The sequence below is a fragment of the Ruegeria sp. HKCCD7251 genome, from assembly GCF_013031165.1.
Lineage (GTDB): Bacteria > Pseudomonadota > Alphaproteobacteria > Rhodobacterales > Rhodobacteraceae > Ruegeria.
In genome coordinates, this window is sequence record NZ_WPZC01000003.1 from 35,219 (window position 1) to 48,200 (window position 12,982).

The 12,982-nt window shown below is 58.2% G+C and carries 13 protein-coding genes; 6 read left to right on the forward strand and 7 right to left on the reverse strand.

Annotation, left to right across the window (positions count from 1 at the left end; all coding sequences use genetic code 11):
* Positions 1-2 precede the first annotated feature (2 nt).
* The 3 genes from dacB to GOX75_RS09375 all read right to left on the reverse strand — a co-directional run bounded on the left by dacB (position 3) and on the right by GOX75_RS09375 (position 2,672).
* A complete protein-coding gene (dacB, locus tag GOX75_RS09365; RefSeq protein WP_171122433.1) occupies positions 3-1,481 on the reverse strand; it encodes a D-alanyl-D-alanine carboxypeptidase/D-alanyl-D-alanine-endopeptidase in 1,479 nt (492 codons plus the stop codon).
* A 67-nt stretch (positions 1,482-1,548) separates the two neighbouring features.
* Complete coding sequence (locus tag GOX75_RS09370; RefSeq protein WP_171122435.1) at positions 1,549-2,169, reverse strand: nicotinate-nucleotide adenylyltransferase; 621 nt, start codon at positions 2,167-2,169, stop codon at positions 1,549-1,551.
* Between the two features lie 32 nt (positions 2,170-2,201).
* On the reverse strand, positions 2,202-2,672 hold the full coding sequence (locus GOX75_RS09375) for an MOSC domain-containing protein (protein WP_171122437.1): 471 nt from the start codon (positions 2,670-2,672) through the stop codon (positions 2,202-2,204).
* Positions 2,673-2,810: 138 nt separating this feature from the next.
* Between GOX75_RS09375 and ettA the strand changes: the two genes are divergently transcribed.
* Positions 2,811-4,478 (forward strand): energy-dependent translational throttle protein EttA, encoded by a 1,668-nt coding sequence (gene ettA, locus GOX75_RS09380; RefSeq protein WP_171122439.1) that lies wholly within the window; start codon positions 2,811-2,813, stop codon positions 4,476-4,478.
* Between the two features lie 205 nt (positions 4,479-4,683).
* On the opposite strand, the gene GOX75_RS09385 is transcribed toward ettA, so the two are convergent.
* Entirely contained in the window at positions 4,684-5,178 is a 495-nt protein-coding gene (locus tag GOX75_RS09385; RefSeq protein WP_171122441.1) for a hypothetical protein, read from the reverse strand.
* Between the two features lie 373 nt (positions 5,179-5,551).
* Here GOX75_RS09385 and GOX75_RS09390 point away from each other — a divergent pair, with 373 nt between their 5' ends.
* Complete coding sequence (locus GOX75_RS09390) at positions 5,552-5,758, forward strand: cold-shock protein (RefSeq protein ID WP_170378838.1); 207 nt, start codon at positions 5,552-5,554, stop codon at positions 5,756-5,758.
* A 192-nt stretch (positions 5,759-5,950) separates the two neighbouring features.
* Positions 5,951-6,511: a L,D-transpeptidase gene (locus tag GOX75_RS09395; protein WP_171122443.1), complete on the forward strand. Its 561-nt coding sequence runs from the start codon at positions 5,951-5,953 to the stop codon at positions 6,509-6,511.
* Here the strand turns inward: GOX75_RS09395 and GOX75_RS09400 are convergent, their stop codons facing one another.
* Positions 6,512-7,132 carry an arylesterase gene (locus GOX75_RS09400; protein ID WP_171123199.1) on the reverse strand — a complete coding sequence of 207 codons (621 nt, stop codon included), beginning with the start codon at positions 7,130-7,132 and terminating at the stop codon, positions 6,512-6,514.
* A gap of 65 nt (positions 7,133-7,197) precedes the next feature.
* On the opposite strand from GOX75_RS09400, the gene GOX75_RS09405 reads away from it, so the two are divergent.
* Both GOX75_RS09405 and GOX75_RS09410 read left to right on the forward strand, forming a co-directional pair.
* On the forward strand, positions 7,198-7,893 hold the full coding sequence (locus GOX75_RS09405) for an ABC transporter ATP-binding protein (RefSeq protein ID WP_171122445.1): 696 nt from the start codon (positions 7,198-7,200) through the stop codon (positions 7,891-7,893).
* A complete protein-coding gene (locus GOX75_RS09410; RefSeq protein WP_171122447.1) occupies positions 7,890-10,418 on the forward strand; it encodes an ABC transporter permease in 2,529 nt (842 codons plus the stop codon). The genes GOX75_RS09405 and GOX75_RS09410 overlap by 4 nt, the downstream gene beginning before the upstream one ends.
* Positions 10,419-10,420: 2 nt before the next feature.
* On the opposite strand, the gene GOX75_RS09415 is transcribed toward GOX75_RS09410, so the two are convergent.
* Complete coding sequence (locus GOX75_RS09415) at positions 10,421-10,867, reverse strand: Rrf2 family transcriptional regulator (RefSeq protein WP_171122449.1); 447 nt, start codon at positions 10,865-10,867, stop codon at positions 10,421-10,423.
* Between the two features lie 95 nt (positions 10,868-10,962).
* On the opposite strand from GOX75_RS09415, the gene GOX75_RS09420 reads away from it, so the two are divergent.
* Positions 10,963-11,532: a gamma-glutamylcyclotransferase family protein gene (locus GOX75_RS09420; protein WP_171122451.1), complete on the forward strand. Its 570-nt coding sequence runs from the start codon at positions 10,963-10,965 to the stop codon at positions 11,530-11,532.
* A 78-nt stretch (positions 11,533-11,610) separates the two neighbouring features.
* Here the strand turns inward: GOX75_RS09420 and gltX are convergent, their stop codons facing one another.
* Complete coding sequence (gene gltX, locus GOX75_RS09425; protein ID WP_171122453.1) at positions 11,611-12,936, reverse strand: glutamate--tRNA ligase; 1,326 nt, start codon at positions 12,934-12,936, stop codon at positions 11,611-11,613.
* Positions 12,937-12,982 lie beyond the last annotated feature (46 nt).

The following is a 12,982-nucleotide window of genomic DNA, read 5'->3' on the forward strand; positions in this document are numbered from 1 at the left end:
TTTCAACTGCCGTTCAGGGTTCCCCAACGCTCGATCAAGGCGCGCTGTAATCTGCGAGAACGACTGTTCCAACTGCGCGCGCCCTGCGGACGCTCGCGCTGGGCCCGTGGGATCGTGGCCCGATGATCAACATCAGCCGTGAAGATGGCGAACGCTAGCTCGGACCCATCCGGCGTCGTAATGAACCCGCCCAACCCGGACACAAAATTCAACGTCCCGGTTTTGGCGTCCACCTTGATCGGGTGGTCCTTGACTGGGCGCCCCTGGCTGTCTGCCAAAGTGAACTTTTTCAACAAGGGCCGTAGGGCACCGGTTTTTTGTGCTTCGATCAGCGCCGTGACCAAATCTTCGGGGGCGACACGGGACGCATCACCAAGGCCCGAGTGATCAACCATGGCGATCCCGTTTACGCCATATGTCTCGGCAGCCCAGCGATTCATCTCTGCCGCTGAGTCCGGTAAGGTCTGAAGGTCTGCGCCCCGTGCTTTCGACGCTGTCATTCCAACCAATTCAGCGGTCAAGTTGGTCGAATACTTCAGCATCCCACGAAGAATACCGTCAAGCGGATCACTTAAATGAACAACCAGGTCCGTACCCTGAGGCATCTCGCGCGTGACCTGAACGCGGTCCAGTACGATCCCATTAGACCGGGCCAGTGTTCGGAATACATCACCCGCGTAAAGGGCGGGCTTGCGAACAGGTAACCAACGCGCCCCCCCATTGCCCAGTGCGGCCTTAGCGACAGTCCAGCGATCCTGCCGCGCGCTTGGCTCATAGGTATAGATCGGAGTCTTGCGCCCCTCGACCCGCATAGTCGCCATATCGACCGCTGGATTATACCGCGCGCTTCGTGCGTCCATCGCAATGTCGTAGTCCGTCCCCTCGCGCTTCCATTCAAAATGTACCCGGTTGAAGTTAAGAGATATTCCACTGACGGCCGGGCTATAACCCAAGTGATCCGGCTGACCGGGGTCAATGCTGAACACGTAGGGCAAGGCTCCGTCATACACCTTGAACGCGCCGCGCACTTCGATGACACCCGCCTCACGCAGATTAGCCGCCATCGTCGCCAGCGCATCAGTGTCCAACAGCGGATCACCACCGCCAACAAGAACCAAATCGCCTTTCAGGACACCATTTTCAACCGGCCCGTCCGCAACCAGTTTTGTTTCGAACCGATAGTCAGGACCCAACACATCCAATGCATAAAGGGCCGTCAAAGCTTTGCCCACGCTGGCCGGGGGCAAACCCAGATTACCCCCAACCGCTTCCAACTCGGCCCCGGTTTCCACATCGGCAACGGCAAAGGCAACTTCACCTTTCAGACCGGCTGCTTTGATCAGGCGCTCGGCCCCGTTGGGCTGCGCTCCGCGAAGCTGCGGTCTCAGCGATACTTTGGGCGGATTACCGAAGGCCGCAACGGGGACAAAGGCGGCGCCAAGCCCTCCTAAAAACTTACGACGTGAAAAACGATCAGCCATGGGTCAATTAAAATCCCAGAGATCACAGGCGCACAACCGGTCACAGATCATTATGCGCCCTCTGGGGCTATTCGGGCAACACCTCATTCGCCCAAGCGCCCCGAGACCGCAGATCGGTTGAACTGACATGGACCATCGGCACGTTCACGAAACACCACGCCGGGGCCTCAGCCCGCCCAAGCAAATGCCGAGCCTGCCCGTCGATCCGATACTTGGAATAAATCCGCGCCGCAGGCGACATTCGGGCAGATATCCGGTCACCCGGGCGCGCGACAACGCCAACGGGCACACTGTCCATGATCAACCGCCAATCTTTCCACCGATGGAACTGAGCCAGATTATCAGCCCCCATCAACCATACGAACCGGACCCCAGGATAAAGCTTCTGCAATTTCATCAGGGTATCTGATGTCGCCCGCGTACCAGTAAGGGTCTCGATACCCGTAACCGCAACGCGAGGGTGCTGCATAACTTCACCCGCAGCCGCAAGCCGGCGCTCCAACGGTGCGGGCCCTTGATCTTTCAACGGGTTTCCCGGCGTCACCAGCCACCAGACCTGATCCAAACCAAAGGCTTTCATCGCTTCAAGCGTCACATGCACGTGTCCCTGATGTGGTGGATCAAATGACCCGCCAAACAGCCCAACGACCCGCCCGGGTCGCGCAAATGGAATATCGTGTCGAAACATCCCTTGCTGTTGTTCAGAACTGTGGCAGCTTGTCAATCAACAGGTTTCACTGCATCCCCCAGCTTGACCCGCCCGGGCCGGACCACTTCTGCACACCAACCGCCGTGTCCACGCACGGCAGAGTATCCGCCCTTGCCCAGCGCCTCTTCCATCCGGCTGCACGGCGCACAGATCACGGTAAAGCGCAAGATGGCCTCGCCCACCTGCACCTCACGCCCCTTGAGCGCGGCCAGATTGATCCCCGAAACCACCAGATTGCGCCGCAGGATTTTCGGCGTAACCGGCCCGCGCCCCAAATACGAGCCAATCGCGGCCAGATGTTCCTGCTGAATTAGCGTGACCGCCCGCTTGCCCGCGCGACTGCGATCACCTGAAAGCCCTTCGTCAGAAATAAAGACTTCATTTTTCTGAATCATTTCTGAACGGCGATCAGGACGCAATCCGATCCATTCGATCCGGCCGGGAATTGCCCAACCCGCAATTAATTCCGCCAATCCGCTCAATACACAGCCCTCGGTCGCTCCTGTTCATTTACCCCGCGACATTTCCAAATGAAATTCACAAAGTCACCAGCTTGCCCCGCCCGCCTTGCTTGGATATCTAGCGGTCTAACCTGATTTCCCCGACCCAGAGGACGCGACATGGCCGCCTATCAATATGTCTACCACATGCAGGGTGTCTCCAAGACCTATCCCGGTGGCAAGAAGTGCTTTGAAAACATCCACCTCAGTTTTCTGCCCGGCGTAAAAATCGGTGTCGTCGGCGTCAACGGCGCGGGTAAATCGACGCTGATGAAAATCATGGCCGGCCTCGATACGGACTTTACTGGCGAGGCTTGGGCCGCCGAGGGTGCAAAGGTCGGTTACCTGCCGCAGGAGCCACAGCTCGATGAATCGCTGTCCGTGCGTGAAAACGTCATGCTGGGTGTAGCCGCGAAAAAGGCCAAGGTTGACCGGTTTAACGAGATCGCCATGGAGATCGCCGAGAATTACTCGGACGAGCTGATGGAGGAAATGACCACCCTGCAGGACGCGATCGACGCGGAAAACCTCTGGGACCTCGACAGCCAGATCGACGTCTCGATGGAGGCGCTGCGCTGCCCGCCGGACGATGCCAATATTGCCAACCTCTCGGGCGGTGAGAAGCGCCGCGTGGCGCTCTGCAAACTGCTGCTGGAAGCACCCGACATGCTGCTGCTGGACGAACCGACCAACCACCTGGACGCCGAGACCATCGCCTGGCTGCAACAGCACCTGATCGACTACAAGGGCACCATCCTGATCGTCACCCACGACCGCTATTTCCTGGATGACATCACCGGCTGGATCCTCGAACTCGACCGCGGCCGCGGCATTCCCTACGAAGGCAACTACTCAGCATGGCTGGAACAAAAAGCCAAACGGCTGGAGCAGGAAGCCCGCGAGGACAAGTCCAAGCAGAAGACGCTCCAACGGGAACTGGAATGGATGCGTCAGGGCCAAAAGGCCCGTCAAGCCAAGTCCAAGGCCCGGATCAACGCCTATAACGAGCTCGCCGAGCAGTCCGAACGCGAAAAGCTGACCCGCGCCCAGATCGTCATCCCCAACGGCCAGCGCCTTGGCGGCAAGGTGATTGAGGTCGAAGGTCTGTCGAAACACATGGGCGACAAGCAACTGATCGAAGGGCTGGACTTCGCCCTGCCTCCCGGCGGCATTGTCGGCGTCATCGGCCCCAACGGCGCGGGTAAATCGACGCTCTTCAAGATGCTCACCGGCCAGGAACAACCCGACAGCGGCACCATTACGCTGGGCGACACGGTCGAGCTGTCTTATGTCGACCAGTCCCGCGATGACCTTGCCGACAACGACACCGTGTGGGAGGCGATCACCGGCGGAGCCGAGATCATCCAACTGGGCGACGCGCAGGTCAATTCCCGCGCCTATTGCTCGTCCTTCAACTTCAAGGGTGGCGACCAGCAAAAAAAGGTTTCTCTTCTATCCGGCGGTGAGCGCAACCGCGTCCACATGGCCCGCCTGCTGAAAGAGGGCGGCAACGTCCTGCTGCTCGACGAACCGACCAACGATCTGGACGTCGAAACCCTGCGCGCACTGGAAGATGCCTTGGTCGATTTCGCCGGTTGCGCCGTGGTCATCAGCCACGACCGCTTTTTCCTCGACCGGATTTGCACGCATATTCTGGCGTTTGAAGGCGACGCACATGTTGAGTGGTTCGAGGGCAACTTCGAGGATTACGAAGAGGACAAAAAGCGCCGCCTGGGACCGGACGCGCTGGAGCCCAAGCGGTTGAAACATAAGAAGTTTGCTAGATAATCGGGCGCTCCATTAAAACCCAACCACAAATAAGGGTCGACCAATCTTGGTCGACCCTATTTTAGTCAAATGAGAATGTAGTTATGATTTTCGCGGGTTGAGTGGATTTATCAAAGCGATCTGCGGGCAGTAACTTACGGTCGATTAATCCGGGTAAAGCCTTGTCAATTTGGCCAAGATGTTTTGGCTTTATACGATTTTTCTTTCAGGCGCCTTTTTCATTCCAGAGGCGGTAGGAAATGCCACTGGAAATCGCCGCAGCGATGACTCTTGGTGCTATAGGATTGGCGGTGACCGTTCCTTTGTCCTCCAGGCCTTTTATTGCTTCAACCGCAATCCGCACACTTTCTTTGAATGTCACGCTCTCCATCTTTTGCTCTTCTGCGGTCGCGTCATTGTCATTCAAGCATTTACGAGCGACAAAAAGCCAATCATGGAGCATATAAGCCGGCGCGTAACCCCACGGCGAAAACCCTTTCAGCGCTTGGGCGGCTTTGGGAATTGATCCGCCATCGGTGTACATGATTTGCGGCCGAATCTCGGGAACCGTAGCACGGGGATCATGGCGCTCCATAAGCAAAGGGTCTTTGTTCGGCACGAAAACGAAGGTACCGTCGCCTGATCCTCTTTGGGTTTCATCGACCCACAGAAGAGTTAGGGAACCTTTAATTTCACCTGCCGCGATGTCATCGTAGTTCACATGCGTGCAAGCTGACGTAACAAATAGAATTGTCGACAAATACCTAAACAACCTGCTCTCCAATCACGTTTTGATTTCCACCTAGCAAACAGTGAGGCCGCTAATTTTTGTCAGGAAAAATACTGTGGAATGTTAATACCAGAGCTCCGACCATCATTAAGCTTTTTCTGAACAAACCAAACTCGACGAGTTTTTCGACGTACTCAGAAATCATACACCCTTGCCACACGCCCACCCCAATGCCATATCCAAAGGGCTTACGTTTTTCTATTTCGACCTACTGTCTCCTTCTACGGCGCTCAGTCACTCGATCCAGACCGACGACGCCAGGCTGCCGCATCCACGTGGGCAGCACTAAACAGGAGACACGGATATGCCTGCAGGCACCGTTAAATGGTTCAACACCACCAAAGGCTACGGCTTTATCGCACCCGAAGATGGCGGCAAAGACATCTTTGTGCACATCTCGGCCGTCGAACGCTCGGGCCTCACCGGTCTGGCCGACAATCAGAAAGTCACCTACGAGCTGCGCTCGGGTCGTGACGGCCGCGAAAGCGCTGACAATATCGAACTGGCGTAAGCCGTTCCAAGGGCAGGGATAATCCCCTGCCCTTTTTCTTTTTCGACTTGTTTTTTCGACCGGCGGCACCACGGCGATACTGTGTCCGCAGGAATACATCACTTTTCGGTTACTCTGTCCCGGTGATTGACCGGATCGGATATCATTCAACATTATCGTTATGATTTCCGTGTTAATTTGAAGAGAACCACCATGTTCACACGTCGCACATTCGTTACCACAGCCGCAGCCACCTGCTTGATCCCCGGAATGGCCACGGCAAAGAAAAAAGCCGTCGAATACGATCCCACGCCACAATATGTGCGGATCAAGAAAGAATTTCTGCCGGGCCAGTTGTTGGTGGTTCCGCGCTCTTTCTACCTCTACTACGTCACCGAACCGCGCAAGGCCATTCGCTATGGCTGCGGTGTCGGCAAGGCCGGGCTGGAATTCACCGGAACCGCTACGATCGACGTCAAGAAAGAATGGCCCACCTGGCGGCCGACCGAAGAGATGATTGAACGGGAACCAAGGACATATGCCCGCTTCAAGGACAACGACTATGTCCAACCGGGTGGGGGCGACAATCCATTGGGTGCCCGCGCTCTTTATCTGTTCCAGAACGGAGTCGACACCTATTTCCGAATTCACGGAACGACGCAGCCGCAGACGATCGGAACAGCGGCCTCGAACGGGTGCATCAGAATGCTGAACGCGCACGTCATCGACCTGTACGAGCGTGTTCCGGTCGGAACCGTTGTGACGGTGGTCTGATCAGTCGTTGATCTGGTTCACCAGGTCCAGAACACTTGGGCCGATCGCCTCGACAATCAGAGAAACACCCTTGGCGTTCGGGTGGATGCCGTCGGGCTGGAGGTAAGCGCGGACGGCATTCGGATCGCCCTCTGCCACCAATCCCGCGAAAAAATCCGGAGCGTATCCGGTCTGAAACTGTGCGGCCAGATCGGGGTAAATTGCGTCAAATTCTGACTTATATGCCGCGCCGTAATTTCCCGGCGCTTGCATGCCGACCAGCAGGACCTCGACCATTGCGGCATCCGTGGCCTGCAAGATCGCTTCGAGGTTAGAGCGTGACACGGCCGGGTCGATCCCCCGCAACAGGTCATTCCCACCCAATGCGACGATCATTCCGTCCACCTCGGGCGTCAGGGTCCAACCGACACGCGACGCCCCACCCGCAGTGGTATCGCCGGACACTCCGGCGTTAATCAGCCGCACGTCGGCCCCTTTGTCCCGAAGCCAGCTTGATAGCTGCGGAACAAATCCCTCCTGTTCGGGTAACCCATAGCCTTGGGTCAACGAGTCGCCCAAAGCCGCGATCACAACGGTTTCGGCTGTGACCGCAAAGCCGCAGCACGCAAACGCGCCCGACATCAAAGCCTTGCGCAAAATCCCAACCGCTCCATATCCCAATTGACCGCCTCCGATTGGATTGACCTATGACATCACCAGTACTCTCGCTTCAAAATGCTGCTTTGTCGCTGGATGGCAATGCCGGTCGGGTGGATATTCTGCACGACATCAATTTATCGGTAAACAAGGGGGAAACGCTGGGTCTGGTTGGCCCGTCCGGGTCGGGCAAGTCGTCATTGCTGACGCTGATGGGCGGGTTGGAGCAGGCAACAGGCGGCAGGATTACCGTGCTGGATCACGATCTGACCGACATGGACGAAGACGCACTGGCCCGTTTCAGGCGCAGCGCGATGGGTGTTGTTTTCCAGAACTTCCACCTCATCCCCTCGATGACGGCCTTAGAGAACGTCGCCACGCCGTTGGAACTGGCCGGACATCGCGATGCCTTCTCGCGGGCAGAAACGGAACTAGAGGCCGTCGGGCTGGCGCATCGTCGGGATCACTACCCCGCGCAACTATCGGGCGGTGAGCAACAGCGCGTCGCCCTTGCACGCGCCGTCGCGCCGCGCCCTCAGATATTGCTGGCCGACGAACCCACCGGAAATCTGGATGAAGCAAACGGTACTGCGATTGTTGACTTGCTGCTCGACCTACGGGATCGACATGGCGCCACCCTCATACTGGTCACACACAGCCACAGCTTGGCCCAGAAATGTGACCGGGTGATCCGGTTGCGCGACGGGCGCATAACCGAAGACACGCTGCAAGAGGCCGCAGAATGAGCCTGCGCCTTGCCGCGCGTTTGGCGCGTCGCGAACTGCGCGGTGGGCTGCGGGGGTTTCAAGTATTCCTCGCTTGTCTGGCGTTAGGGGTCGCGGCAATCGCCGCAGTCGGATCCGTTCGCCACGCCATCCAGACTGGACTGTCCAAAGAAGGCGCGTCCCTTTTGGGTGGCGATGCCCAGTTGGAGTTCACCTACCGCTTTGCCAATGACGACGAACGCGCCTGGATGCAGAATACGGCAGAAGCTCTGTCCGAAGTCGTAGATTTCCGCTCAATGGCCGTTGTCCAGTTGAACGGCAAAACGCAACGCGCCCTGACACAGGTGAAATCTATTGATGACGCCTATCCGCTTTTGGGGTCGCCCGTGTTGGAACCCGAGATGCCGCTCTCTGTCGCGATGGATGGGCAAGGGGCGCTGCCCGGTGCCGTCATGGATCGAATTCTGATCGACAGGTTAGGTTTGTCGACAGGCGACCAGGTTACGCTTGGAACTCAGGACTTTGTATTGATGGCAGCCCTGCTGCATGAGCCGGACGGGGCCGCAGATGGGTTTGGGTTGGGGCCGCGAACGATGGTCCGCACAAAGGATCTTCAGTCGTCTGGACTGCTGGCACCGGGAACGCTGTTTTCAACAAAATACCGGTTGGAGCTGCCGCAAGACGCTGATCTCGGAACGCTATCGGCAAGTGCACAGACGTTCTTTGACGGAACTGGCATGCGCTGGACCGACGCACGAAACGGAGCACCGGGAATTTCCGAATTCGTCGCCCGACTAAGCGCCTTTCTGGTTTTGGTCGGGTTGTCCGGTCTGGCAGTCGGCGGCATCGGTGTTTCCGCCGCAGTGCGCGCTTATCTCGCCCAGAAAACCGAAACAATCGCAACCCTACGGACATTGGGCGCAGATAAAGCAACCATCTTTCAAACCTATATGATCCAGATCGGTATCCTGTCCGGCATTGGCATCGTGATGGGCCTGATATTGGGCGGAGTTGCGCCTCTGGTCTTGGCGCCTTTGATCGAAGCCCGCCTGCCTGTACCCGCTGTTTTTTCACTCTACCCGCAGCCCTTGGCAGAGGCCGCGCTCTACGGGCTTTTGACTGCCTTTTTATTCACACTTTGGCCACTGGCCCGAACAGAAGAAGTCCGCGCCGCAACCTTGTTTCGCGATGCCCTGACCTCGGCAAGGGTTCTGCCCCGCCCAGTGTATGTGATTGCGACTGGCATTGGTCTGGTGCTGCTGATTTCAGCCGCAGCGTGGTTCAGCGGGTCCGCGCGCCTGACGCTGTGGACCAGCGGAGGGTTGATTGCCGCGCTACTTCTTTTGTCGCTTTCTGCACTGGGTATCCGTAGGCTTTCGCGCCTCGCGGCGAAACCGGCCCGTGGTCGCCCCGCCCTACGCTGGGCGCTGGCCGCGATTTCCAACCCCCGCGAAGGCGCAGCTTCGGTAGTGTTGTCCTTGGGATTGGGTCTTTCTGTATTGGCGGCAGTCGGACAAATCGACGGGACATTGCGCAATGCAATCTCAGGAAACCTGCCGGACGTGGCACCATCCTACTTTTTCGTCGACATTCAGAAAGACCAGATGCCCGGCTTTTCTGACCGATTGTCAAAAGATTCAGCCGTCACCCGCGTAGAGAGCGCACCGATGCTGCGGGGTATCATCACTCAGATCAACGGACGCCCGGCGCGGGACACAGCTGGTGATCATTGGGTTCTGGATGGCGATCGCGGCGTGACGTATTCGGCGCTGCCCCCAAAAAACACACGGATTACCGCAGGCCAATGGTGGCCAGAAGATTACTCGGGCGGCCCCCAAGTCAGCTTTGCAGCCGAAGAAGCCGAGGAAATGGGCCTAAAGCTCGGTGATGAACTGACGGTCAACATTCTGGGGCGTGATATTACGGCCAAATTAACCTCACTGCGTGAAGTAGATTTCTCGACCGCAGGAATAGGTTTCATCATGTCCATGAACCCGTCAGCCCTTGCCGGTGCACCGCATAGTTTCATCGCCACCGTCTATGCCGAAGAACAGGCCGAAGCCGCCATTCTGCGCGATCTGGCCGGGCAGTTTCCAAATATCACCGCGATCCGCGTGCGCGATGCGATCGACCGAGTGTCGGGCCTCTTGGCAGGTCTGGCGGCGGCAACGTCTTACGGGGCAGCTGTTTCGCTACTGACAGGCTTTTTGGTGTTGATCGGCGCAGCCGCCGCAGGCGAACCCGCCCGCAGGTATGAGGCCGCAATCCTTAAGACACTGGGCGCCGACAGACGCCGCATTTTGCTGAGCTTTGCCCTGCGCGCAGTACTTCTGGGGGCTGCGGCAGGCTCCGTCGCATTGCTGGCCGGTGTTCTGGGGGGCTGGGCCGTGGCGACATTCATCTTTGACGCGGATTTTACCGTTATTTGGCCTTCGGCCATCGGCATCGTACTGGCCGGTATCTTCGTGACCCTGGGCGCGGGCCTTGTCTTTGCCCTGCGCCCCCTTGCGGTGCGCCCGGCCCGCATACTGCGAGCCAGCGATTAAACTTACCTTGCACAGGCCACCGGTTGCAGAATTTTCAACAACTGGTCGTTGTCACACACCAGCGCGTCCAAAGTGATCTCATCCAGCGAGGCATAGAATACTTCGGCCGCATCCTGCAGCGCCAGTCGCAACCGGCAGGCATCTGTCAACGGACAGGTATTATCGGCATCCGCAAAACACTCTGCCAGCGGCAGGTTGCCCTCCACATGGCGGAAAACCGACCCGATACGGATCTGATCGGCCGGACGCGCAAGCGCCAGACCACCGTTCCGCCCGCGTTGCGTGCTGAGATAATTCAGTTGACTAAGTTGATTGATCACCTGCGCCAGATGGTTTTCCGAGATATTGCAGGCTTCGGCGATCTCGGACTTGGTCACCAACCTGTCTTGATGCGCCGCACAATACATCAACAGGCGCACTGCTATGTTCGTCCTTTTGGTGATGCGCATGATGGCCTCCCAAATTTCAAGATGGGATCTTATTGCATGTCTGGCAAAAAGGCGGTTTGACATACATCAATTGCCCCAGCAGAACACAGGAAGACATGGCAGATCCCTATTTCTTTGGCTACGGCAGCCTCGTGAACCTCGCCACCCACGACTTTCCCGATCCCCGCCCCGCCCGGCTAAAGGGGTGGCGACGCGCATGGAAGCATACGGACCTGCGACCAGTCGCTTTTCTGACTGCGGTTCCGGACGCAGACTCTGAAATCGATGGCATGATCGCCCATGTTCCCAAAAACGATTGGGCCGCACTGGATGAACGGGAATGGGCCTACGACCGCGTACCCGCGACGCATTCCATCTCGCATCCCCTGACCCACGATGTTGAGATCGCCGTATATGCCGTTCCGCATGAACGGCACGGCGAGCCGACGGACCAACACCCGCTATTGCTCAGCTATATTGACGTCGTCGTTCAGGGGTATCTGCGCGCCTTTGGCGAAGAAGGGGCCGAACGTTTCTTTACCACCACTGACGGGTGGGACGCGCCGATCCTGAACGATCGGGTCGAACCACGTTACCCGCGCCACCAACAGCTCAAACCCGACGAAACGCGCTTTGTCGACGACCGCCTACAGCATCTCTCTGCAACCATCGTTAACGCCCAATAAAAAAGCCGAGGTCAAACCCCGGCCCTTCTTCTGTTCAAAAATACTTCCGTCGGAGACACGCGCCACAAGGCGCGTTCATCACCCCCGCGCGCGGATCACTTGCAGCAATGGCAACAAGGCGGCCATCTCGGGACCCCGTTCCATACCCGTCAGCGCCTTGCGCAAGGGCATGAACAGACCTTTGCCTTTGCGGCCTGTGGCCTCCTTCACGGCGCTCGTCCATTGGCCCCAGGTTTCCCCATCGAACGGACCTTCGGGCAGCAGCGCAACAGCCTCGGCGATGAACTCGCGGTCTTCGTCAGCGATCAATGGCTCGGCCCCATCGCGGCACAGCTCCCACCAGCCTTTCAGATCGGCCAGCGTGGTGATGTTCTCGCGCGCCATGGCCCAGAAGGGTTCAGCCAGTTCCGTCGGTACACCAGCGTCCGCCACGGCGTCGGCAACATCCGCCAGCGGCAAAGACTGTAGGTGCCTTGCAGTCAGAGGGAACAGGTCCTGCACGTCGAACTTGGTCGGCGCCGCACCGAAGCGGGTAATATCAAACCCGTCAATCAGATCGGCCATGTCCGGGCGCAATTCGACCGGGTCGGACGAGCCCAGACGCGCCATCAGGCTCAACAGAGCCATCGGCTGCACACCCTGTTCGCGCAGATCGCGCAACGCCAGCGTGCCCAGACGTTTCGACAGCGCCTCACCCTGCGGGCCGGTTAACAGCGAATGATGTGCAAAGCGCGGGCATGTGCCGCCCAGTGCCTCAATGATCTGAATCTGCGTCGCGGTGTTGGTCACGTGATCCGAGCCACGCACCACGTCCGTCACGCCCATCTCGGTGTCATCCACCACGGACGCGATGGTATAAAGAACCTGCCCGTCGCCACGGATCAGCACCGGATCAGATACTGATGCCGCATCAATCGAGATGTCGCCCAGAATGCCGTCATTCCACTCGATCCGCTCGTGATCAAGCTTGAAGCGCCAGACGCCGTTGCCACGCTCGGCGCGCAGGGCCTCTTTTTCAACATCGCTAAGGTTCAACGCCGCGCGGTCATAGACCGGAGGCTTGCCCATATTCAGTTGTTTCTTGCGCTTCAGATCCAGCTCGGTCGGGGTCTCGAACGCCTCATAGAACCGGCCCATCTCACGCAGCTTGTCGGCAGCCTCGGCATAGCGGTCCAGCCTGTCAGACTGACGCTCAACCCGGTCCCAATGCAGGCCCAGCCACTCCAGATCCTGTTTGATCGCGTCGACATATTCTTCCTTCGAACGCTCGGGGTCGGTGTCGTCGATGCGCAAGATGAACGTGCCGCCAGCCTTGCGGGCGATCAGATAGTTCATCAGGGCGGTGCGCAGGTTGCCCACATGGATGTAACCGGTGGGCGACGGGGCGAAACGGGTGGTTGTCATAGGTGTCTCCTGTTGGCGCGGCTCTTGTCACAGGATGGGCGTTTTG

Coding starts and splice junctions, on each gene's coding strand:
- GOX75_RS09390 (WP_170378838.1), top strand. CDS start 5,552: ATGCCTGCAGGCACCGTTAAATGGTTCAACACCACCAAAGGCTACGGC.
- ettA (WP_171122439.1), top strand. CDS start 2,811: ATGGCCGCCTATCAATATGTCTACCACATGCAGGGTGTCTCCAAGACC.
- gltX (WP_171122453.1), bottom strand. CDS start 12,936: ATGACAACCACCCGTTTCGCCCCGTCGCCCACCGGTTACATCCATGTG.
- GOX75_RS09370 (WP_171122435.1), bottom strand. CDS start 2,169: ATGTTTCGACACGATATTCCATTTGCGCGACCCGGGCGGGTCGTTGGG.
- dacB (WP_171122433.1), bottom strand. CDS start 1,481: ATGGCTGATCGTTTTTCACGTCGTAAGTTTTTAGGAGGGCTTGGCGCC.
- GOX75_RS09395 (WP_171122443.1), top strand. CDS start 5,951: ATGTTCACACGTCGCACATTCGTTACCACAGCCGCAGCCACCTGCTTG.
- GOX75_RS09415 (WP_171122449.1), bottom strand. CDS start 10,867: ATGCGCATCACCAAAAGGACGAACATAGCAGTGCGCCTGTTGATGTAT.
- GOX75_RS09410 (WP_171122447.1), top strand. CDS start 7,890: ATGAGCCTGCGCCTTGCCGCGCGTTTGGCGCGTCGCGAACTGCGCGGT.
- GOX75_RS09420 (WP_171122451.1), top strand. CDS start 10,963: ATGGCAGATCCCTATTTCTTTGGCTACGGCAGCCTCGTGAACCTCGCC.
- GOX75_RS09405 (WP_171122445.1), top strand. CDS start 7,198: ATGACATCACCAGTACTCTCGCTTCAAAATGCTGCTTTGTCGCTGGAT.
- GOX75_RS09400 (WP_171123199.1), bottom strand. CDS start 7,132: ATGTCGGGCGCGTTTGCGTGCTGCGGCTTTGCGGTCACAGCCGAAACC.